This window comes from Prosthecobacter sp. (genome assembly GCF_020439865.1).
GTDB lineage: Bacteria > Verrucomicrobiota > Verrucomicrobiia > Verrucomicrobiales > Verrucomicrobiaceae > Prosthecobacter.
Map to the genome: position 1 here is coordinate 1 of NZ_JAGRPF010000121.1, position 22,479 is coordinate 22,479.

20 protein-coding genes are annotated in these 22,479 nt (G+C 60.4%); 9 read left to right on the top strand and 11 right to left on the bottom strand.

What is annotated here, in order from left to right; genetic code table 11:
- Positions 1 to 135 precede the first annotated feature (135 nt).
- Entirely contained in the window at positions 136 to 2,517 is a 2,382-nt protein-coding gene (locus KDL09_RS14375; protein WP_294386381.1) for an MMPL family transporter, read from the bottom strand.
- Positions 2,518 to 2,602: 85 nt separating this feature from the next.
- Between KDL09_RS14375 and KDL09_RS14380 the strand changes: the two genes are divergently transcribed.
- From KDL09_RS14380 to KDL09_RS14390, 3 genes are read left to right on the top strand one after another with little or no spacing between them, the layout of a single operon-like run.
- Positions 2,603 to 4,096 (top strand): SLC13 family permease, encoded by a 1,494-nt coding sequence (locus KDL09_RS14380; RefSeq protein ID WP_294386384.1) that lies wholly within the window; start codon positions 2,603 to 2,605, stop codon positions 4,094 to 4,096.
- 13 nt (positions 4,097 to 4,109) lie between these two features.
- Entirely contained in the window at positions 4,110 to 4,709 is a 600-nt protein-coding gene (locus tag KDL09_RS14385; RefSeq protein ID WP_294386386.1) for a nitroreductase, read from the top strand.
- Positions 4,710 to 4,755: 46 nt separating this feature from the next.
- A complete protein-coding gene (locus KDL09_RS14390; RefSeq protein ID WP_294386388.1) occupies positions 4,756 to 5,250 on the top strand; it encodes a DUF456 domain-containing protein in 495 nt (164 codons plus the stop codon).
- 4 nt (positions 5,251 to 5,254) lie between these two features.
- Here KDL09_RS14390 and KDL09_RS14395 read toward each other — a convergent pair whose 3' ends face one another.
- On the bottom strand, positions 5,255 to 5,626 hold the full coding sequence (locus KDL09_RS14395) for a sulfite exporter TauE/SafE family protein (protein ID WP_294386389.1): 372 nt from the start codon (positions 5,624 to 5,626) through the stop codon (positions 5,255 to 5,257).
- Between the two features lie 7 nt (positions 5,627 to 5,633).
- On the bottom strand, positions 5,634 to 6,758 hold the full coding sequence (gene holA / locus KDL09_RS14400; RefSeq protein ID WP_294386391.1) for a DNA polymerase III subunit delta: 1,125 nt from the start codon (positions 6,756 to 6,758) through the stop codon (positions 5,634 to 5,636).
- 109 nt (positions 6,759 to 6,867) lie between these two features.
- Here holA and KDL09_RS14405 point away from each other — a divergent pair, with 109 nt between their 5' ends.
- A complete protein-coding gene (locus KDL09_RS14405) occupies positions 6,868 to 7,440 on the top strand; it encodes a hypothetical protein (RefSeq protein WP_294386392.1) in 573 nt (190 codons plus the stop codon).
- Positions 7,441 to 7,492: 52 nt separating this feature from the next.
- Here KDL09_RS14405 and pdhA read toward each other — a convergent pair whose 3' ends face one another.
- Positions 7,493 to 8,569 carry a pyruvate dehydrogenase (acetyl-transferring) E1 component subunit alpha gene (pdhA, locus tag KDL09_RS14410; protein WP_294386394.1) on the bottom strand — a complete coding sequence of 359 codons (1,077 nt, stop codon included), beginning with the start codon at positions 8,567 to 8,569 and terminating at the stop codon, positions 7,493 to 7,495.
- A gap of 140 nt (positions 8,570 to 8,709) precedes the next feature.
- Here pdhA and KDL09_RS14415 point away from each other — a divergent pair, with 140 nt between their 5' ends.
- On the top strand, positions 8,710 to 10,638 hold the full coding sequence (locus tag KDL09_RS14415; protein WP_294386396.1) for a tRNA uridine-5-carboxymethylaminomethyl(34) synthesis enzyme MnmG: 1,929 nt from the start codon (positions 8,710 to 8,712) through the stop codon (positions 10,636 to 10,638).
- A gap of 324 nt (positions 10,639 to 10,962) precedes the next feature.
- On the opposite strand, the gene KDL09_RS14420 is transcribed toward KDL09_RS14415, so the two are convergent.
- The gene (locus KDL09_RS14420) at positions 10,963 to 11,346 is read right to left on the bottom strand and encodes an STAS/SEC14 domain-containing protein (RefSeq protein ID WP_294386398.1); all 384 of its coding nucleotides are present in this window, start codon (positions 11,344 to 11,346) and stop codon (positions 10,963 to 10,965) included.
- Positions 11,347 to 11,512: 166 nt separating this feature from the next.
- On the opposite strand from KDL09_RS14420, the gene KDL09_RS14425 reads away from it, so the two are divergent.
- The 4 genes from KDL09_RS14425 to KDL09_RS14440 all read left to right on the top strand — a co-directional run bounded on the left by KDL09_RS14425 (position 11,513) and on the right by KDL09_RS14440 (position 16,992).
- Positions 11,513 to 12,118: a TetR/AcrR family transcriptional regulator gene (locus KDL09_RS14425; protein ID WP_294386400.1), complete on the top strand. Its 606-nt coding sequence runs from the start codon at positions 11,513 to 11,515 to the stop codon at positions 12,116 to 12,118.
- Between the two features lie 5 nt (positions 12,119 to 12,123).
- Positions 12,124 to 13,239 (top strand): efflux RND transporter periplasmic adaptor subunit, encoded by a 1,116-nt coding sequence (locus KDL09_RS14430; protein WP_294386402.1) that lies wholly within the window; start codon positions 12,124 to 12,126, stop codon positions 13,237 to 13,239.
- Complete coding sequence (locus KDL09_RS14435; RefSeq protein WP_294386404.1) at positions 13,226 to 16,459, top strand: efflux RND transporter permease subunit; 3,234 nt, start codon at positions 13,226 to 13,228, stop codon at positions 16,457 to 16,459. Before KDL09_RS14430 ends, KDL09_RS14435 begins: the two co-directional genes overlap by 14 nt.
- 65 nt (positions 16,460 to 16,524) lie before the next feature.
- Positions 16,525 to 16,992 (top strand): nuclear transport factor 2 family protein, encoded by a 468-nt coding sequence (locus KDL09_RS14440; RefSeq protein WP_294386406.1) that lies wholly within the window; start codon positions 16,525 to 16,527, stop codon positions 16,990 to 16,992.
- 18 nt (positions 16,993 to 17,010) lie between these two features.
- Here KDL09_RS14440 and KDL09_RS14445 read toward each other — a convergent pair whose 3' ends face one another.
- The 6 genes from KDL09_RS14445 to KDL09_RS14470 all read right to left on the bottom strand — a co-directional run.
- Entirely contained in the window at positions 17,011 to 17,397 is a 387-nt protein-coding gene (locus KDL09_RS14445) for an MGMT family protein (RefSeq protein WP_294386408.1), read from the bottom strand.
- A 144-nt stretch (positions 17,398 to 17,541) separates the two neighbouring features.
- Complete coding sequence (locus tag KDL09_RS14450) at positions 17,542 to 19,044, bottom strand: Gfo/Idh/MocA family oxidoreductase (protein ID WP_294386410.1); 1,503 nt, start codon at positions 19,042 to 19,044, stop codon at positions 17,542 to 17,544.
- 76 nt (positions 19,045 to 19,120) lie between these two features.
- Positions 19,121 to 19,570, bottom strand: coding sequence for a hypothetical protein (locus KDL09_RS14455; RefSeq protein WP_294386413.1), 450 nt, complete (start codon positions 19,568 to 19,570; stop codon positions 19,121 to 19,123).
- A 125-nt stretch (positions 19,571 to 19,695) separates the two neighbouring features.
- Positions 19,696 to 21,063, bottom strand: a complete 1,368-nt coding sequence (locus KDL09_RS14460) for an arylsulfatase (protein WP_294386415.1) — start codon at positions 21,061 to 21,063, stop codon at positions 19,696 to 19,698.
- A 193-nt stretch (positions 21,064 to 21,256) separates the two neighbouring features.
- Entirely contained in the window at positions 21,257 to 21,760 is a 504-nt protein-coding gene (locus tag KDL09_RS14465) for a DUF4410 domain-containing protein (protein WP_294386416.1), read from the bottom strand.
- A gap of 175 nt (positions 21,761 to 21,935) precedes the next feature.
- A partial coding sequence (locus KDL09_RS14470) for a TCP-1/cpn60 chaperonin family protein (protein WP_294386418.1) occupies positions 21,936 to 22,479 on the bottom strand: 544 nt, incomplete at its 5' end.

Sequence of the window (22,479 nt, forward strand, 5' to 3'; positions counted from 1 at the left end):
GGGATTCGAACCCGCAACAACCAGAATCACAATCTGGGGCTCTACCTTTGAACTACGGTCACCATCTCGTGAGAGAGGGGCGGATAGTAGCCGGTCCGAAGGGTTGTGCCAGTGAAAATTCAGGGGGGTCGGTCCTCAACTTTTCCTGCGAAACCAGACCCATGGCAGAGCAAAGGCCGCAGTAATCAGCACGGTGAGCACGCCGATCATCGCGGTCATCCCGAGGGTGATTAGACCGCGGTTGCTGCCTGTGGCCAGGGCGCCGAAGGCCAGACCGGTGCTGAGACCGCAGTAGGCGAGAGAGCGGCCCAGTGAGGCGGCGCGTTCACGTGTGGCGCCCGGCTCGCGGAGTGAGTGCATCACATGGATGGTGAAATCGAGACCGAGACCGAGGCACAGAGGCACCGCACCCACGCTCATCAGGTTCCATGTCAGGCCCCACGCTGTCATGCCGCCGAGAAGAATCCAGCCGCTGGCGGAGAGCACGAGGAAGGCAAAGATCCGCTCCCGCCAGCCGTGGAACACGAGAAAGAACAGAATGAGGGCGATCACGACCGTGGGAACACAGACTCGCAGGAGCTCACGCTTCAACAGCGGTTCCAATGAGGTGCGCAGGAAGTCCCAGCCCGCCGGATGCGCGCTAGGAATCTTCTCCACTTCATGAAGCACGGCCGCGTTTTCCAAGGTGCGGCCTTGGGCGAGGCGGACGGAGCCGATCGCCATCAAACCGTGTCCCGCATGTTTTGAAACAATGCCTCCGAGATTTTCAAGGACGATGGGTTTAGGCCAGAGCGGCAGCGCGGAGTGAGAAGCAGCCCACTCACGCCATTGCTTGAAGACATTTTGGGTAAGCACAAACGCGACGTCGGTGAAACCTGCGGCATCCACGGCCTGTCTCAGGGAGTCTTCGCGGGTCGCGAGTGATTGGAGCACCGGGAGATTGGTCTTCTGTGCTTCGGCATCAGGAACCAGCGCGAGCGGCAGCATGTGAGCCTCCACTTCATCGCTCGTCAGAAGTTTCTGCGAGGCGAGGATGCTCTCGCGCAAGGCGGCAGCGTCATGAGCAGCGAAGATCAGCGGCACGTTGCGGCCGGGCTCGGCACCGAGATTCATCATGCGTTTCTCGATGTCTTCGAAGACGTCAAAGGCCTCGCTCTTGTCAGGACGCAGTACCGAGGAGCCGAAGTCCATGCGTGGCAGGCCCTTCCACATCACGACAACCGTGGAAGCGATCAGGGCGATCAAGACGAGCGCGACCATGACGCCCTGCATCTTCATGGCGAAGCGCGTGGTGCCATGATGCTCCTCCAACTTGCCTGCGCCCATGCCGAGCGGCAGAAAGCCAAAGATCATGACCGCGGCACCGATCAACACTCCGAGCGCGGACAAGATACCGAGCTGTGCAACACCGGGAAGCTGACTGAGGCCCAGCATGGCGAAGATGCCGGCGATGCTGATGGCGGACCAGGTTACGCTGGGCAATGCGCGACGACAGATGCGTGAAAAACCTTCGTCGGGATGTTCGCGAGCCATGTGCAGACCGACGACACCGAAGTCTTCGATCAATCCGGTGAGGATCGCCGCGAATCCCATCGACATCACATTGAGCGAGCCGTAGATCGCACCCGCGGTGCCGAGCGTGAGCATGTTGGCGCAAAGAATGGCGAGCAGCAGCCAGAACAGCGGCTTCACGCTGCGATGCAGCAGCCAGAAGAGAAAGCCGACGATGAAGGTAACCGCGCCGATGGACTGACGCATGTCCCCTTCCATGCCGGTGGCGATTTCCGCCTGGAACGCGGGATCGCCGGTGAATCCGATTTTTACGCCGGTGAGTTCGCCCTGCTGCGGCAGCCACTTCTCACGCACTTCGGTTTTGATCTGCGCGAGCCATGCGTTGGCGGCGCGGTAGTCGGCGAGCGCTTTGCCCGGAGGAGTGACAAACAGCAGACGCAGGGTGCCATCGGCGCTGCTGAATTCATCGCTCATCATGCTGCTCATGTCGCCGCCACCGCTCATGAGCTCAAGCGCACCTCGTGCGAGACCCAGCGGATCATAGCCGGTGAGCGTGGCGTTTTGCAGATCGAGCGAAGTTCCCGCAGTCTCCTTGGATTTTGCGAGCAAGGCTGAGAGCGATGCGGCATCGAGTGATGCAACAAGCTTCGTCACTTCATCCGGCGGCGCGTTGAGCCAGAGATAGGCGACAACTTCAGCGATGATTGCGGGATCGGATTGGATGAGCGACTTGCTGCGCACGCTGGCGCAAAGTTCCGGTTGGGCGGACAGATGCTCGGCAAGTGCTTCTGCTGTGACTTCGATGAGCGCGGGGTCTTCTGCCTGAACGGCGATGAGAAGCAGGTCGCGCTTCTGCTCACGCAACAGTCGCGTGCCCTGCAGTCCCGGCAGTTCCTGCGGCAGCAGGCTGAGCGGATCCACATCGAAATCCAGCCGGGAGATGCCAAACCACCCGGCCACGATGACGAGGAACACAAAGATCAGACGAAGGCGGGCGGGATTCATGAACGCCGGAAAGAAGCGGTGTCAGACGGGAAGTCCACTGTCGAATGTCTTGACGCGACAGCCGCAGACATTCAGCATCGCGGCCATGTTCATTCTTGCTGCTTCCACGGCCAGCTACTGGCCTTTCGTCGTTCTCGCTGTCAGCGTGGCTTTCATCATCATCGCGATCAGCAAACTGCGCATGCATCCGTTTCTCGCGCTCGTGCTGGCGGCCCTGCTGGCCTGTCTGCTTGCGGGGAAGGACACCTGGGAAGTGGTGCAGAAGGACGGAAAGATGAAGGCGATGTCGTCGCTGGTGGGAGCGGTGGAGATGGTGTCCAAGGGCCTCGGTGATGCAGCGCGTGACATCGCGATCTCGATCGCCCTGGCGGCAATCATCGGCATGTGCCTGATGGAAAGCGGAGCAGCTGACAAAGTGGTGCGACGCTTCCTGGCGTTCTTTGGTGAGAAGCGAGCGGGCTGGGCGCTGCTGTGGAGCACCTTCATTCTCAGCGCTCCTATTTTCTTCGACACGATGTTCATGCTGATGGTGCCGCTGGCGATGGCGCTGCGCATGCGTACCGGCAAGGACTACACGCTTTATCTCATGGCGATCTGTTGTGGTGGCACGGTGACGCATTCAATGCTGGTGCCGCACCCCGGGCCTGTGGCGGTGGTGGAAAGCCTGCATCTCAACGTGGGCGAGTCACTCGTCGGCGGTCTGGTGATCGGCGCAATCACCTGCTACTTCGGATTCTTGGTGAGCAAATGGCTCAATGCGCGCACGGATGTGCCGTTGCGTGAGAAAGGCGGAGTCTCTCTTTCGGACCTTCAGGGGATCAGTGCGAAGCCGGAGAGCGAACTGCCCTCGTTTTTCTGGAGCATCATGCCTGTGGTGCTGCCGATTCTTTTGATCAGTTTGACGACGGTCTTCGAACTTGCACACGAAGGTGCGGCGAAAGGCGCCGGATGGGGCGTGGCCATGGTAAACGCCCTCGGCGGCGAAGAGGGATTTGCTGCAGTGCGCGCCTGGGTGGATTTCATCGGGCACAAGAACATCGCGCTGATTATAGGCACGCTGATTTCAGTCGTGGTGCTGGCCAAACAGCGTGGCTTTGGCTTGAAGAAAGTGGAAGAGCTGATGGGACCGCCGCTTGAGACGGCGTGCATGATCATTTTGATCACCAGCGCCGGCGGCGCGTTTGGATACGCGCTTCGTCAGGCGGGTGTGGGGGGTGCGGTTGAGGCGCTGGCGAAGGACTACAGTCTCAATCTGATCGTACTCGGCTGGGTCGTGACCGCCGTGGTGCGTGTGGCCCAGGGCTCGGCCACGGTGTCGATGCTGACCGGGGCCTCCATCATGGCGCCGATGGTGGCAGGCGGTGCGCTCGGCTGCCATTCCATCTACATGTTCTGCTCGATCGGCTTCGGCGCGATGTGCGGCTCATGGATGAATGACAGCGGCTTCTGGGTGGTGAACCGCCTCAGCGGCATGACCGAAAAGGAAACGCTGCGCACCTGGTCCGTGCAGCTCACGGCTGATTCAGTGATCGGATTGTTGGTTACACTCGTGTTGAGCAAAGTGCTGCCAATGGTGTAAGGGTCGTGCGTTCATGTCTGTCGCAACTCACACACACATCAGCGCACTCATTCGCCATCGTCGCTCCATCAAGCCGGTGGACATGGATTCGTCGCGTGCGGTGGAACGCACTTTGCTGACGACAATCCTTGAAGATGCGACGTGGGCGCCGACGCATGGTCTGACGGAGCCTTGGAAATTCATCGTGCATCAAGGCGGGGCACGGCAGCGGCTGGCGGAGACGATGCAATGTGTTTATCAGGCGACGACGCCCGCGAATGAGTTCCGCGAGGACAAGATGAAAAAAATGGGAGAGAACCCGCTTCTCGCGCCGGTGGTGATCGCGTGTGTGATGGAACGACGCGGCGGCGCGAAGATTCCCGAAGTCGAAGAGATCGAAGCGGTGGCCTGTGCATTGCAGAATTTGCAACTCTCGGCGACCGCAGCGGGTTTGGGCTGCTACTGGTCGTCTCCACCGTTGCTGGGAACGCGTGAGTTTGCCGAGTGGCTTCAAATCGGGGTGGAAGATCGTTGCGTGGGTTTGATCTATCTCGGCTGGCCAAAGTCAGGCCTGAACTGGCCGCGCAGCGTGCGTCAGCCCGTCGAATCCAAAACAAGGTGGTGCGATGAGTGAGTGGTTCACCAACGCGTGGAATACGACAGCGAATTTTTTCACCTCGATGCCGTGGGAAATGTGGGGTGTGTGGTCACTGACGATCTGCCTGCTGATCGTGGGCATCATCGGTTCGGTGGTGCCGTTCCTGCCGGGGCCGCTGTTGATTTTTGCTGCGGGGATCATTCATACGGTGCTGCGTCCGGAGTCTGGCATGAGCACCTGGGGGTTCGTGATTTTGTCGCTGCTGCTGGTTCTGTCCTACGTTCTCGACTTTGTCAGCGGTGCGATGGGGGCGCGTTGGTTTGGCGCCAGTCGCTGGGGCATCGCGGGTGTGTTTATCGGCGGGATCGTGGGCATGTTCTTTGCACCGTTTGGTTTGATCCTGGGACCATTAATCGGTGGTGCGGCCTTTGAGCTGATTTTTGCCAAGAAGCGCCTGCATCCGGCGGCTAAGTCTGCGTGGGGATCGCTGCTCGGCACCGGCGTGGGCCTAGTGTTGCGATTGATCGTGGCCGTCGCGATGGTGGCGACGTTTTTTCTCGATGCGCTGGTGTGGTGACGGCTTACGCTTTCCCGACAAGCAGCATGCGCACGCCGAAAACGACGAGGATGGTACCGAAGATGCGGGTGAGTGTTTCGTTGCTCATCGTCTTCAACCAGCCGGCGCCGAAGTAGGCGAAGATCGAAGCGGAGATGGCTGTGATCGCGGCAACTTTCCATTCCACATAACCGGAACGCGCGTTCTGCGTTGTCGCCATCAAGGCGGTGGGGATGATGATGGCGAGTGAAGTTGCGACGGCGGTCTTCTGTTCCAGTTTGAGGAAGAACACAAATGCGGGGACCATTACGACACCGCCGCCGACACCGCACAGAGAGGCAACAACGCCGCTGAGAATACCGATGGCGAGACAGGTGAGAATGGTGGCGGTGGACATAAGCGGATCAGCGGGATTGTCTGGCGAGCAGACCGACGAGCAAACGCTCCAGCACGAGCTTGGGATCGAGCGACGAAGTGACGAGCTTCGAGTTCGCCGCGAGGCAGGCTTTGAAGCCCGCGTGGAGTTCGTCGAGCGTGAAGTTGCCCGTTTCGGGAATGGCGAGAAACATCGGATACGCGTTGAAGCCGCTGCCGTCTTTTTTTCGCGGCAGATGCGCGGTGGCTGAAGACGGCAGGCCTTCGAGCGAGGTACAGAACCCGGAGTAGTTGAACTTGTTGAGCTTGTAGCGCGAGCCGAGGTCCTTGATCAGCAGCAGGCTGCGCACACGGGGAACGATGGCAGCGAGCAGAAGACCAATCGCATTCTGGCCCTGATACATGAGCGTGCCGAGCAGGTCGAGAGCGCGCGGCAGATCACGTTTGCCGATCGCATTGCCGAGATCCCACAGCACACCGGCGCGGCTCATCGAAACGAGATTCTGCACGGTCTTCAAACCGGCACGGCGGCGTTCGCCCAAGTAGAGATCGATCTTTTCAAGTTCGTTCTCCATCTGACGTGTGTCGTCGCCAGCCATCTGCACGAGCAGTTCCAACGCCCCGCTTTCAAAGGTGATGCCGAGATCCTTGGCCTTGCGTGAAGCCATGCCGAGCACAGCCTGTTCCCAACCCGCCTTGGATGTGTCCGGTTTGTCGAAGACCTCGATCGTGGCGATCTTTGAGATGCGCTTGTAGGCGCTGCGGCGTTTGTCGATGCCAGTGGCGCTGATGACGAAACGTACGTCGTTGCCAATGCCGCCTTCGACGACATCGAGAATGCGCTCGAAGCCGTTCACCGCATCCTGTCCGCGCCCTGCACCAGATTCTGCGAGGAAGTTGGCGTTCTTCAACCACACTACTTTTGTGCCACCGAAGAACGGGAGCGTTTGCAATGCCATGCAGACGTTGGAGCAGATGGTGCCGGCGTGTTCGGAGTTGTCGGCGGTGCCATCAATGATGTCATTGCTGAAGTCTCCGGCGTCCGGTGGCGTGAGGCTGCGCACGAGCATGAGCGCGGCTTCCTTCACACGCGCTTCATCACTGCCCAGGAGTACATTCACCTGGCTGGCAGTGGCTTTTTTCGGCGGCGGCATGATTCACCGATGGAGCAGGATGCGCATCGCATCAAGCCTCGCGGCACGCGCAGTCTTGACATGCCGAGTGCGATTTGGTGAAATCATTTCAAATCTAACCAACCATCCTATGAAAGCATCATTGATCTGGACGAGGGTTTCGACGGTGGTCGTTTTGGTGACGACTGTCTTTTTGATGTCTGCTGCGAGTTTCGTGGCGAAAGCGGAGGATCTGAACGCGGTCTATCAGCAAGGACGCGCAGCCTACTATCGCGGCGACATGGAGACTGCGTACCGGCTGCTCTCCAAAGTAGCGGCTGCTAATCCGAAACACACAGAGACAAACAACATGCTGGCGTACATTCGTGCGAACTACCAGCCGAAGGACAACACGCTACAGAATCAATACGCGGCTGTCACGCTGCCGAAGGTTGAGATGGCGGACGTGACGCTCACCGAGGCCATTGAAGGTCTGCGAGCACTGTCGAAAAACGCGAGCGGTGGCAAGGTGATGCCGAACGTGATTGTGAAAGGGGAAGAGCTGGGACAGCGCAAGCTCAGCCTCTCGCTCAGCAACGTCCCTTTGACCGAGGCGATCAATTACGTAACACAGCTTGCGGGTGCCAAGGCGACCTATGACAAGCATGCGGTCATTCTGACCAGTCAGGCTGACACGATTACCACAGCCGCTGAAACGAAGTAATTCGCTTCCAAACGACTACCGATGAATGAGTTGGGCCGGTTTCGGCTTAGGCTCAGTCATTGAAGAAGTGCCGTCCGGTCTGGCCGGCTTCGGTTTTGTTGTCCACTTCCCAGTACACGTCTTCGAAGATGGTTTCCGGTTCCGGATAGGGGCTGGACTTGGCGAACTCGGCGGATTCTTCGGCCTCCTTCTGCGCTTCCTTGTCGATCTTCTTCAGCTCCTCTTCGGTGGCCACGCCTTCATTCAGAAGGTTGCGTTTCCACACCTGAATGGGGTCGTGGTCGTTTTGGAACTTCTCGACTTCTTCCTTGGTGCGGTACTTGAACTTGTTGGCGTCAGCCACGGAATGCCCCTCCCAGCGGTAGGTCGCGATTTCGAGGATGCTTGGTTTGGACTCGATGTGGGCGCGTTCGATGGCCTTGCCCACTCCGGCGCGCACACTGTAGATGTCTTCACCATTGAACTGCTCCCATGCCATGCCATAGCCCTCGGCACGTTTGGCCAGGAAGTCCTGATAAGCGGAGGAGCGCTGCTGGCTGGTGCCCATTGAGTAACCGTTGTTTTCGATCACATAGATCACCGGCAGATCCCAGAGCTCGGCGAGGTTGAGCGACTCATGGAAGGCACCTTGGTTCACGGCTCCGTCTCCGAGGAAACAAAGAGCGGCACCCTTGAGTCCACGGTACTTCAAACCATAGGCGAGGCCAAGGCCGAGGGGTGTCTGACCTGCGACGATGCCGTGGCCGCCCCAGTAGTTCTTTTCCGGCGCGAAGTAGTGCATCGAACCGCCCTTGCCGCGGGAGCAGCCGGTGGCTTTGCCAAAGAGTTCCGCCATGCACTCGTTCATGCCCATGCCCACAGCCAGCGCGTGACCGTGATCGCGGTAGGCGGTGATGACGTGATCGTTTTCGCCCATCACGGAAACCGTGCCCACGGCGACGGATTCCTGGCCGATGTATAGATGGAGGAAGCCACCCATGCGTCCGGCTTGGTAGTGCTGGAGCGAGACCTGCTCGAACCGGCGGATGCGCACCATCTGGCGGTAGAGGCCCACCTTGTCAGCGGCGGTTAGCTTCTGGTTGATGGGGTCAGCGGCGTGCGCAGCAACGGGGGTTTTGGCTTTAGACATGTTGAGGCGAAATGGAGAAACTCATACTAGCCAACGCGGCGTTTGAAGCAAAGGATTGTTCAACCACTCCAAGCAATCTGTGTTCCACGTGGAACAAGTTGCCGCCTGTGTTACTCTCTGCGCCCCCTCTTCCCTGCCCCATGTCCGCATCCCTTTTCACCTTCCCCAAGCACTACGACGTCATTGTCTGCGGAGCCGGCCACGCCGGGGTGGAGGCGGCCATGGCGGCGGCGCGCATGGGCTGCCAGACGGCCATCCTCACCCAGAATCTCGACACCATCTCCCAGATGTCCTGCAACCCCGCCATCGGCGGTCTGGCCAAAGGGCATGTCGTGCGGGAGATCGACGCCCTAGGCGGGGTCATGGGCCGGAACACGGACGCCACCGGCATCCAGTTTCGCATGCTGAACGCCCGCAAGGGTCCCAGCGTTCAGGCCCCCCGCGCCCAGTGCGACAAGAAGGCCTACCAGTTCCGGATGAAGTGGCTCATCGAGAACCAGCCCAACCTCGACCTCCACCAGGGCAACGCTGCCGAGATCCTCATCGAAAACGACGCCATCACCGGCGTGCGCACCTCCCTCGGCATGATCTACCGGGCCAAAGCGGTCGTCATCTCCTCCGGCACCTTCATGCGCGGCCTGCTCCATGTCGGCCAGCAGAACCAAGCCGGCGGTCGCATGGGCGACGGCATTTCCACCCTGTCCGACAGCCTCCGCGCTCTCGGCTTCGACGTGCAGCGCTTCAAAACCGGCACCCCCTGCCGCCTCAACAGCCGCAGCATCGACTTCTCCAAGTGCGAGCTTCAGCCCGGCGACGAGCCCGCGCCGCGCTTCAGCTACCTCTCCGGCACGCTGCCCGAAGACGAGCAGCCGGAGGCCCGGGTTGAGGGTTCCCCTGCTCTCCCGGGCACAGGCCCCAGCCAGTTCACCCTCAATTCTTGGGCCCCAAAAACGTTCCACGTGGAACAAATTCCCTGCTGGATCACCTACACCACCACCCAGACGCACGACATCATCCGGGCCAATATTCACAAATCGGCCATGTATTCCGGCAAGATCGAGGGTGTCGGTCCGCGCTACTGCCCCTCCGTGGAGGACAAGGTGGTGCGCTTTGCCGAGAAGGAACGGCACCAGATCTTCCTGGAGCCCGAAGGTCGCCACACCCGCGAATTCTACGTCAACGGCGTCTCCACCTCCCTGCCCTTCGAGGTCCAGTATGACTTCATCCGGTCCATCCCCGGCCTCGAAAACGCCGAGATCGTCCGGCCCGGCTACGCCGTCGAGTACGACTACTGCCCGCCCACCCAGCTCCACCCCACGCTGGAAACCAAGCGCGTCTCCGGCCTCTACTTCGCCGGGCAGATCAATGGCACCTCCGGCTATGAAGAAGCCGCCGGCCAGGGCCTCATCGCCGGGGCCAATGCCGCCCTCAAGGTCCAGGGCCGTCCCCCGTTCCTACTCCAGCGCAGCCAAGCCTACCTCGCCGTCATGATCGACGACCTCGTCACCAAAGGCACCACCGAACCCTACCGCCTCTTCACCTCCCGCGCCGAATACCGCCTCCTCCTCCGTCAGGACAACTGCGACCTCCGCCTCACCCCCCTCGCCGCCCAGATCGGCCTCGTCTCCGACTTCCGAAAGCAGCACACCCAGGCCAAGCTCGACGCCATCGCCGCCGCCCGGCAGCTCCTGCAGGAGGCCCGGCTCGACGGCATCAGTCTGGAGAAATGGCTCAAGCGACCCGAAAACACCCCCGTCGCCCTGCCCGCCGAGTTCCGCGACCGCTTCACCCCCGAGGTCTGGTCCCTCGTCGAAAACGACGTCAAATACGCCGGCTACATCACCCGTCAGGAAGACATGGTGGCCAAGACCGCCCGCATGGAGGACAAGACGATCCCGCCCGACTTCGACTACCACGCCATCCCCGGCCTCAAGATCGAAGCCAAGCACCGCCTCACCGCCCTCCGCCCCGCCACTCTCGGCCAGGCCGCGAGAGCCCAAGGCGTAAATCCGGCGGACATCGCGTTGCTGGCGGTGGTGCTGAAACGAGGCAGCGGAATTGAAGCCTAGAGCCTGAGGCAAAGAGCGCCGAGCTCCATCCAGTCCTTTTTCTCTTCCGTCCCGACGCCCGAACTCGTCCTTGAGATGGGGCCGCTTGCTCCTGAAATACGTTGCCCTGTCCAACCGCCTGGTCGCCTCTTGTGAAGGGGTCGGGTAAATAGGCACCGGCGCCGGATAGTGTAGCAAACGGAATTCAGTCCGAAACAATACGGGTTGGGATGGCGGCTGTCCCAGAGTCTTCCGTAACTCTCTTCCTAGGACTGGTCGCATTCGCTATTGAAGCAGGACGATGACGTAGGAAGTGAAATTACTTCGCAAGCTAGGGTGGCGTTGTCAGGCCGCTGCCGGTTCTTCGGGCAGCGGCTCTTCGATCCAAGCCCAAGCTTCTTCGAGCTGCGTGGTGTCGAAGTAGCGGAGGTCGGCCAGCGTGAAGGGCTTGCAGACCATGGCCATCCACTTTTCCCAATCGCGGTCGCCGACGATGGCGATGCGCTCCACTTTGGTGAAATGGGTGACGGCGAACTTGGTGTCGTCCCACAGTGCGTGCATGTCCCAGCCGTGGAAATCGACAAAGTGGGCGAGCATGCGGATCTTGCCGTGGGCTGCCACGGCAGCATCCACCGCAGGACCGAAGTGATGGTAGTCGGCGTCGTGCAGCTTGCCGCTGAGGGTGAATCCGAGAACTCGGCCGCAGGATCTTTCCAGGCGTGTGATCATAGGAGGTGCGGGGGTTGTACCATCTTACGAGGGAACGTCTGAAACCGCGGGATGGATGTCCGGTTCGTCCTCCAAAGGACTGGTGCGGACCTCAGGATGCGGATCCCGGAGTCCGGCTGCATCCGAAGTTGACGGTGAAACGTTCATACCTACCGTTCGGTAGATTATGAAGAAAGACGTCAAACCCACCCGTGAAGCCGTGCTGGATTCCGCCATCGCGGCCTTCGGACGCAAGGGCTATGCGGGCACTTCGGTCAGCGACATCGTGCAGGCGACAGGACTGTCGAAGCCCACGCTTTATTATTACTTCGGCAGCAAGGAGGGATTGTTCTGTGCGATTTTGGAATCCGCCTACGACGGCTCTGCCCGGCGCATGGAGGAGAACATGCACGGGGCGGACGGATGCTACGACAAGCTGGTGGAGGCGGCGACGGGGCTGTTTGAGTTTGCGAGTGCGCACCAGGATCTCATGCGGCTGGTGTTTTCCTCGATGTTCGCCGCGCCCGGCGAGATCCCGGCGCAGGCGGTCATGATCCAGCCGAAGCGACGCTTGATCGTGAACATGATCCTGAAGTTGATCCAGGAGGGCCAGAAGGACGGAACGCTTTCGCGTGATCATCGGGCTGATGAGATCGTCCAAGCCTATCTGGGTGCCGTAAGCCAGCAGATCCGCATGTGGCTGCTGCTGCAGGAGGGAACGCTCACTCGCGCGCGCGCCGCCCGTGTCGTGAAACTGCTTTTCGAAGGCGCCGCCGCCAAACCTCTGTCCTGAACTTCATGAAACCCCGGTATTATCTTCTGGCCCTGCCGTTGTTCATGGCCGCCTGCCACAGCGAAGCTCCCCCGCGCGCCAAGACCGCCGAAGCGGAACCGCTCACCGTCAAAACCACGCCCGTCACCACGGAAAAGTGGGACCAGACCGTCACGATTCTGGGCAGTCTGTTTCCCAAAGACCAGGCCACGCTCGGTGCCGAAGTGGAAGGCACCGTGCAGCGCACCTTGGTGGAGTTTGGCGACCGCGTCACCGAAGGCCAGCTGCTGGCGGTGATTGATGAAGACACGTACACCACCAACCTGCAGCGGGAGAACGGCAACCTAGCTCGTGCGGAGGCGAATCTGGTCAACGCCCGCCAGAACCTGACCCGTGCGAAGGATCTGTCTAAAACCGGCGCGATGTCCGTGAACGATTTCGATCTCGCCACGGCCCAGGTAGCCCAGTGGGAGGCCGAGGTGAAGGCGGCCAAAGCCGACGTGGCGATGGCGGAACTCAACATCAAGCGCTGCCAGGTCAAGGCACCCTTCGACGGAGCGATCGCCGAGCGCATCATCACCAAGGGCGACTATGTGAAGACCGGCGCTGCGCTGTTCACCGTGGTGAACGACAAGGTGCTCAAGTTCATCTTTGAAGTCCCCGAGCGCTACGGCTCCAAGGTGGAGAAGAAGCTCGAGATCACCTTTGGCGTGGACAACTACCCCGGCGAAGTCTTCAAGGGCACGGTCTATCTCATCAGCCCCACGGTCAGCACGGCCTCGCGTGCGTTCAATGTCGGCGCGTTGGTGCAGAATCCCGATCTGCGCCTGAAGGCCAGCAGCTTTGCGCGCGGCACGCTCGTTCTCGAACGCGGACAGCCGATACTGGCGGTGCCGCAGGAGGCGGTGATCAGCTACGCGGGCGTGACGAAGGTGTTTGTGGCTGAAAATGGCAAGGCGCACAGCCGCAGCGTGCAGACCGGTCGTCTGCAGGACGGCAAACGCGAGATCAGCGGCGAGATCAAAGCAGGTGACCAGGTGATTCTCACCGGCCTGTCGCGACTCGTGGACGGTTCTCCTGTGACGATCGAAAACAAAAGCAGCGTGACGGCTGCGGAAGCCTCCGGCCATGAAAAACACTGACGCGACTTCAGATCCGCAGGCGGAGACGCGCGGTATCGGCATCGCCGACATCTGCATTCATCGGCCGGTGTTTGCGACTATGATCAACCTCTTCCTCGTGGTGCTGGGATGGTTCTCCTTCCGCGGCATCGGCGTGGATCAATTTCCCAATGTCGAACTGCCTGTCGTGACGGTGACCACCACGCTGCGCGGTGCTTCGCCGGAGGAAATGGAGACCAGCGTGACCAAGCCGCTCGAGGAGATCATCAACACGGTGCAGGGCATCGACGAGCTCAACAGCATCACCACGGAAGGTGTCTCACAGATCACGATCCAGTTCCTGCTGGAGCGCAACCGCGACATCGCCGCGCAGGATGTGCGCGACAAGGTGAACACGATTCTCTCGCGGCTGCCGCCCGGCACCGACGCGCCGATCATCGACAAGTTTGACCTCGATTCGATGCCGGTGATGACCATCAGCGCCAGCGGGCCGCGAGATCTGAAGGAGATCACCTACATCACCGACAAGTTCATCAAACAGAATCTAGAGACGGTGTCGGACGTGGGATCCATCAGCATGGCCGGTGCGCGTACCCGCGCGGTGCAGGTCTCGGTGGATCCTGACAAGTTGCGTGCGTATCAACTGACCATCGCCGACGTGCAGCATGCGCTGGAGCGACAGAATGTCGAAGTGCCCGGCGGCCGGTTGAACCAACCCGGTCGTGAAGTCGTGGTGCGCACCCTGGGCCGGATGGCCGCGGTGAAGGATTTTAATGAACTGATCGTCGCGAACTTCGGCGGGCAGCCGGTGTATTTGCGTGACGTCGCGAAGGTCGAAGACGGTGTCGAAGAACCGCGCAGCCTGTCGCGTGCCAACGGCGAAAACTGCGTGACGCTGACCGTGCGCAAGCAGTCCGGCAGCAACACGGTCAAGGTGATCGAAGGCGTCACCGAGCGCATGGAGGAGCTGAAGAAGACGCTGCCGTCCGATATCAAGCTGCAGATCGTGCGCGACCAGTCGCGCTTCATCAAACGCTCGCTCGAGGAGATCAATTTTCATCTTCTGCTCGGCGCGGTGCTGGTGGCCATCACGACGTTCTTCTTCATGCATGACTGGCGCGGCACCGTGATCGCCGCGGTGGCGATTCCGTCCTCCATCATCGCCACCTTTGTGCTGATGCGGGTGATGAACTACACGCTGAACAACTTCACCATGCTGGGCCTCGTCTTCGCTGTCGGCATCGTGATCGACGATGCGATCGTGGTGCTGGAAAACATTCACCGCACGATGGAGGAGAAGGGCTGGGACGGCAAACGCGCCGCCAGCTTCGCGACGCGCGAGATCGCGCTGGCAGTGATGGCGACGACGCTCTCTCTCGTCGTGATCTTCCTGCCGCTCGCGTTCATGGAAGGCCGCGTGGGCATGTTCTTCTCCAGCTACGGTGTGACCGTGGCCTTCGCGATCATGGTGTCGCTGTTCGTTTCCTTCACGCTCACGCCGATGCTCTCGGCGCGGTTTTTGAAGCATTCGACCAACGAGCGCGTGCGTGAGAAGAAGGCGCACGGCGGACCGCTTATGAAAAGCCTGTCGCATCTTTACATCGGCACGCTTGGCTGGAGCCTGCGGCACCGCTGGGTGATCATGCTTGCCGCGTTTGCGTGCATCGCAGCGCTGCCGACTCTGGGCAAGCTGACCAAGTTCACCTTTATTCCGCAGGACGATTCGAGCGAGTTTGAGATTTCGATGCAGATGCCCGAAGGCTCCGATCTGGCGCGCACGCAGCAGATCGCCGAAGGAATCGCGGACAAGCTCCGCGCTCTGCGGATCGACGGCCAGCCGGTGATCACGGACACGCTGATGACGCTCGGCAACACGACCGGACGTCTCGGCAAAGGCGAGGGTGACGTGACCATCGCCAGCGTTTACTGCCGCCTGCCCGAAACCGGTGGATGGTGGTCGAAGATGATGGGCGAGACCCGGAGCTGGTCGCAGTTTCAAGTGATGGGCATGGCGCGCAAGATCATGACGAACTATCCCGATGTGCGCAGCAGCGTGCAGCTCATCTCCAACATCAGCAGCGGTGGCCGCAATTCGGATTTGATGTTCAACCTCACCGGTCCTGATCTTGCGAAGCTGGGCAAGTACGCGGACGAGATCATTCAAAAGCTCTCCCAGCTGCCCGGTCTCGCGGATGTGGACTCCACCTTGTCCAACCGCAAACCGGAACTGCGGGTGGACATTGACCGAGAGAAGGCCAGCCAGTTTGGCCTGCAGGTGCAGGACATCGCCGACACGCTGCGCACGCTGGTGGGCGGTGTGATCGTCGGCACCTTCCGTGAGAACGACGACCTCTACGATGTGTGGCTGCGCGCGGACGCCGGCAGCCGCAGCACGCAGCAGGCGCTGGAAGACATGACGGTGCGCACGGGCGGCGAACACAGCACGCTCGTGCAGCTGGCCAGCTTCGTTCACTTCCGTGAAGGCCAGGGACCGAGCGAGATCAACCGCTTCCAACGCCAGCGCAAGATCACGATTCAGGCGAACCTCGCGGGCAAGGCGCTCGGTGATGCGATCAAGGACGTGGAAGTCATCGCGCAGGCCATGAACATGGCTCCCGGTTACAACGTGGTCTTCACCGGCCGTGCCAAGACGCTGCAGGAGACGGCGGAGAACTTCTTCATCGCCTTCGGTCTCGCGATGATCTTCATGTACATGATCCTGGCGGCGCAGTTTGAAAACTTCGTTCATCCGATCGCGATCCTGCTGGCCGTGCCGCTGTCCCTGCCCTTCGCGCTTGGCACGATGATCGCGCTGAACGAGCCGCTGAACATCTATGCGATCTTCGGCATCTTCATGCTCTTCGGCATCGTGAAGAAAAACGGCATTTTGCAGGTGGACTATGCGAACACGTTGCGCGCACGCGGCATGGAGCGTGATGAAGCGATTCTGCAGGCGAACCGCACGCGCTTGCGGCCCATTCTCATGACCACGCTGATGCTTGTTGCTTCGATGATTCCCATCGCCCTCGGTCAGGGTCCGGGATCCGCAGGCCGTGCTTCGATGGCCAAGGTGATCATCGGTGGGCAGATGCTCTGCCTGCTGCTGACGCTTCTCGTCACCCCCGTGGCGTACGCAATCTTCGACGACTGGAGCCACGGACGTTTCTGGAACCGCAAGCGCAAGAATGTTGCTGCGCCCGCACCGGAGCCTCTGCCGCAAGCTGAACCGGCCGCCGTTTGACCGAGCTCCGGAATCGCGGGCACTTCGCGGGTGACAAACCCCGCGAAGTACGGCATGAACGCGGCATGATCCATCGCGCTTTCGTGCTGAGTTTGATATGCCTTGCCTGCGTGTCCTGTGCTTCTTTTCGACGTTCATCCACGACGTGGAATGCGGATCCGGAGCTGACCGCGCTGAACCAGAAGCTCACCGACGCTTATCTGCGCGAGGATGTTCCAACGTTGCGCCGCATGCTGTCCGACCAGCACGTGCACAACAACGTGTTCGGCATGCCTTTGGACAAGGATACGTTCCTGCGGGACATCGAGAGCGGCGTGCTGAAGTTCGACGCCTATGCGACGCCGAAGGTGCGCTGGTATGTGCGCGACGGCATGGCAGTCGGCACAGGCATCATCGAGGCGAAAGCAACCCGTGGTGGCAAACCGGTGCCGGCGACGAAGTTCCTGTTCACGCGGATCTTTGTGAAGGAGAACGGCTCGTGGAAGGTTCTGCTGTTTCAGAACACGATGGTGGGGAAGCCACCGGGACGCTGAGCTGGCAGACGTGAATCCTCAGGGAACGGAAGGAGGCGTGTCACTCCACCGGATGTTCCGTCGTACGCCAACGGAGTGAAAGTGAGCGTCGGCATTTTGAATGTACCCTTCTTTGTCGACGCGCAGCCCCTCGGCTTTGAGCAGGCGGCGTTGTTTGCGTGACAATGCGGCGTCCATGTTGGGGCTGAGGCGTGCATCCGCTGAGACAACGCGGTGCCAGGGAAGCGCGGCAGACTCCTCCGGCGTGAGCCGGGCGAGCACGGTGGCCACATGACGTGCGATGACGTTCATGTGAATGGCAATGCTGCCGTAGGTGGTGAATTTCCCCGACGGGATCAGGGCGACCAGACGGATGACCTCCGCACGAATGTGGGCGAAGGCGACGGATTTTCCACGGGCGGCCATAAGCGCATGATGATGCGCAGCATGAGGGCGTTGTCGATGCAGGTCAGCCTTCCGTTGAACAGCGCTCTCCCAAAACAGAACCGCTGCCTGAGTCTCAGGCAGCGGTTGGTATGACTGGTGGGGGCAGGTTGCAGACCCCGGTCTTCAGACCTCGGCTTTTTTCTTCTTGGCGTTGGCCTTGGGACGCTCGGGCGGATTGAGCGGCTCGGGCTCCGGTGCAGGTGCCATCGGAATCAGCGGGAAGGGATTGGCCTGGGGTTCCATGGCGTATTCGCGATCCTTGAGAATACCCGGCTGCGGCACGGGGTATTTGCCGTTCGCATCGGCGATGATCGGCGCGGGGCCGTCGAGGGTGAGTTTGTCAACGCCCGGAGAGAACTCGAAGGCACTGTTGATGTAGTCATCGTAACGCACGACCTGGCCGGTATGCGCAGCAGCACGGCCCATGGCGGTGGTTACGCTGGACTTGATGCCGCGCTCCACTTCGTTGTAGGGCTTGTTGTCCACGATGGCATCAATGAGATCCTGCCACTCGAGGTCGTAGGGATTGGGCTCCGGCTGTTTGCCGCGCCAGATGATGTTCGAGCGCTGCATCTGCTGGCTGTTGAAGGTCATGGCCTTCGATGGGAAGTGGCCGGCAGTGGAGACGATGGCGCTACCCTTCGTTCCATGCACTTGAGTGGCAAACTGGTTGTGGGTGCCGATGGCGGTACGGCCTTCGAGGAAGAGCTTGGCGCCGTCCTTGAAGGTGTACTCGCAGCTGTAGTGGTCGAAGTTCTGATCGATGTAGTCACCACGGTCGGTGCGGCCACCGCTGGCCTGCACTTCGACGGGCCAGTCGTTCTTCATCCAGCAGGCTTCGTCGATGTTGTGAATGTTGAAGTCGCTGAAGCCGCCGCCGCTGGCCCAGAGGAAGCTGTGGAAGCGCTGGATCTGCCACTGCAGTTCACTCGGGTCGACCTTTGGATCGCGTGGCAGTGTGAAGGCGGAACCGACGGGGCCCTGCATGCGATAGGCGCGCATGAGGAGGAGATCTCCGATTTCACCATCCTGAATGCGATTGAAGAGCTCACCACGCACACGGCAGTGGCGGCACATAAGGCCGACGCCGACCTTGAGGTTCTTCTTCTTCGCCTCTTCGTTCAAGGCGAGCAGACGACGTGCGGTGGGACCGTCCGTGCAGATCGGTTTTTCCATGAAGACGTTCACGCCTTTTTCGATCGCGTATTTGTAGTGCACCCAGCGGAAGGCCACGGGAGTGGTGAAGATGGCCACATCGCCTTTGCGCAAGGCGTCGATGGCGTTCTTGTAGGCATCAAAGCCGATGAACTTGGCATCTTCCGAGACGGACATGCGGTCGGGGTGCTTGGCGGTGAGGGCTTCGAAGCTGCCTTTGAGGCGCTTGTCGGAAACATCGGCCATCGCCACGAGGCGGGTGACACGCTTCTGAATGCTCATCGCATTGCTGGCGGCACCGGTGCCACGACCACCACAGCCGATCAAAGCCGTGCGGATTTCATCGCTGCCGGCGGCATGCACATAAGGGATGCTGATGCCGGAGAGCACGGAGAGGCCGGCGGCGGTCTTCGTGGTGGTCTTGAGAAATTCGCGGCGCGATGCGGAAGCAGGATCGGAGATGGTGTTCATGAGGAGCGCTCATGTACGTTGTCCGAGCGGTGGAGCTTGCCGAAGAATCTCCCCGAATGCCGATGGCGCGCTGAAATCAGCCAAGCATGTCGCCGCGTGCGGAAATCTCAGCAAATGCGCGGGTCAGGGCGTTGTTCAACTCGTGCAGCGTTGCCTGTTCAAGTTCCGGGTCGAGCGCCGCCGTCAACGTTGGCGGCAGAACGATCGCCTGCTGAACGGAGCACACCGTAGCTGCCGCTGGAGCTTCTGAAGCCGGAGGCGGTGTCACGGGCCGAGGCGCTTCGAATAGGGTGGCCATGGAAGTGCTATACGCCGACTCGGCTGGTTGAGGCTTTGGCAGGTCCGTCTTAGCGGCGGAGCAGAGCTGATGCAGGTTGGCGAGCTGGGCATCGAGCTGGGTGTTGAACCAATCTCTCGTGCGCTGAATGTCTTCGACCAAAGCGGCCAGCTCATGGGCGAACAGGTCTTCGGAGCGAGTCGGCGAGCCGGGTGGCGGCAGAGTGGCGTTGAGAGAAGGGAAGCTCATGCAGCGCCAAATCTATTAAAATTATCATAGATAATCAAGCTCTCTTCACTCTTAAAGCTGTGGAATTTTAAAATTATGCCGATTTATGCTCTAAAATTTAGAATCCTGTTGCTTCGCCCTTCAGGTCATTTTTTCTTGGTCTTCGCCTTTCCCTTACCCGGCTTCTTCTGAACCAGTGGCCAGGCCGGATCTTCGGTGCGCGAGGTTTTCATCAGGGCTTCGGCTTTCGCGACGAGATCTGGCTTTTCTCCGGCGAGGTCGTGTGACTCGGCGGCATCCGTCGCGAGGTCGTAGAGCTCGACGGGCATTTCAGGGCCGTTGCGAACCGCCTTCCAGTCGCCGAAGCGCACGGCCTGCAGCGAGGTTCCTTCATGCAGTTCCCAGTAGAAGTGGTCACGTTTGGGAGCGGGACCGCCTTTCAGAAACGAGACCAAAGAGAGGCCGTCTGTCTTGCATTCGGCGGGAATCTTTGCTCCGGCGAGTTCGGCTGCGGTTGGCAGAAAATCCCAGAACGCCCACGGTTCGTCTGTCACTCGACCGGCAGGTACCTTGCCGGGCCAGCGGGCGAGCGCCGCCTGACGCAAAGCGCCTTCGTAGAGGCCGCGTTTGTAGCCGCGCAGACCGTTGGAGGCCTGGTCGAACAGGCGGCCAACTTCCGACTTGGGATCAAATGACGAGCCGTTGTCGCCGGCGGTCATGACGAGGGTGTTCTCGTCGATGCCGCACTCTTTGAGCGTGTCGAGCAGGCGGCCGATGTCGCTGTCGAGGCGTGTGACCATAGCGGCATAGTTCTTCTGAGTATCGGTCCAAGGCTTGTCCTTATAGATGCCCTGGTCATCGATCTCGAAGGTGCCATGTGGCAGCGTGATGGCGTAGAAGAGGAAGAACGGCCCCGACTTGTGCTCGCGCACCCAGCGCACGACATCGTCGGAAATAAGCTGCTGCGCATACGTCCTGCCGACACCTTTGCCGGTGTTGCCGGGCAGGTCGAAACGCTTGTCGTCGTTGTAGAGATAGGTGGGGAAATAGCTGTGCGCGTGGCGCTGGCAATTGTAGCCGAAAAAGTGGTCGAACCCCAGCTTCAGCGGACTTCCCGTCGTGTCGAACATGCCCATGCCCCACTTTCCCATGCATGCGGTCGCATAACCTGCATCATGCAGGATCTGCGCGACTGTGATCGTGCCCGCTGGCAGAGGCTTCTGCCCTTCCGGCTGGATTTCGCGGTTCGCGCGAATCGGACAGTGCCCGGTGTCCAAACCGGTCATCAAGGTCGAGCGCGAAGGTGCGCACACACTTGTGCCGCAGTATCCTTGAAGATAGCGCGTACCTTCCTTGGCCATGCGGTCGAGCGTCGGCGTCTGGATAAGTTTCTGACCATAACAGCCCACATCACCTTGCGCGAGGTCGTCGCTGAGAATGAAAATGAGGTTGGGCTGGTGGGCGGCGGTGGCAAGTGAGACAGCAGCAAGGAGCAGGGCGATGGTTCGGAACATGGGACGATGGGAACGACGAAAAGACCCTGATCTTGACGGCGAATGCTTCCCACGACGACGCTCATTCATCTCCCGTGTTGCATTCAGCACGACGCCGAATGCAACACATCAAGGTCCATGCTTAGTTCTACTCGCCGTGAGTATTGAGTGCTCTTGAGGGACTGTTTCCGCGACTGCTTGAGCACAGAAGAGGCTATTTTCGCTGATGGATCGCTTCGGCAACCGCCTTGGCGTAGGTGTCCTCAATTGCCTCCATCGTCATGGTCATTCCGTAAACGCCTCCCCAGGCAAAAGTTTTGTTCATCGTGAACTCACCGACTTTCGTGCGCAAGGGCATCTGATACACTGCAATCGTGCCGTCGAGGTGCATCTGGCCAAGCCCGGCGAGCATCGAGCGGGCGAAGGCATTGCCCTTGTCGTAACGGGAGATGTGCACCGCAAGCTGGTAGCCATGTGATGCGCCACCGCGGGCTGAGGCGAGCGCACGCACCTGGCTGGTGATCTTGGAACCGAGGCGTTGCTGAGCAGAATCGATCATTGCGGTATCGGAGCTGGTGACAAGGGTGTCGATCCGATCCTCGCGGGCGATTTGCACCGAGAGAGGCTGGCTGAATTTTGCATCTGGCGTGGAGCCCGCACAGCTGGCGAGCAAACTGGCGGCGGCGAGAGCAAGGAGACGAGCGATGTTAACATTCATGTTGTGTTCAGTTTAGTTGGATTGTCGAGGGGGGGGCTCCAAGATACTCCGTCAGCTTACGATAGTTGCAAAACCACCGGTGAAAAAAAAGCGGCCCGGAATTGCTTCCGGGCCGCGTGGGGTTTTCGGTTTTGAATCGCGAAATGGGTTGGGTCACTCCGCGGTCAAAAAGGCATTACATCATGCCGCCGTGGTCGTGGCTGTGACCGGCGTCAGCAGGCTCTTCCTTCGGAATGTCTGCGATGAGGCATTCGGTGGTGAGGAGCAGGCCGGAGATGGAGGCGGCGTTCTGAAGAGCGCTGCGGGTCACCTTGGCAGGGTCAACGACACCGGCCTTGATGAGGTCTTCGTAGGTGGCGGTGGCGACGTTGTAGCCTTCGTTGCCTTTGCCGCGCTTCACCTGCTCAACGATCAGGGCGCCTTCGACGCCGGCGTTGGCGGAGAGCTGACGGAGGGGAGCTTCGATCGCGCGAGCGACGATTTCAGCACCGGTCTTCTCGTCACCGGAAAGACCAAGGTCGCCGATGGCGGCCTGGGCGCGGATCAGAGCAACACCGCCGCCAGGGACGATGCCTTCTTCAACGGCCGCACGGGTGGCGTGCAGGGCGTCTTCGACGCGGGCTTTCTTTTCCTTCATCTCGGTTTCGGTGGCGGCACCGACGTTGATGACGGCCACGCCGCCGGCGAGCTTCGCAAGGCGCTCCTGGAGCTTCTCACGA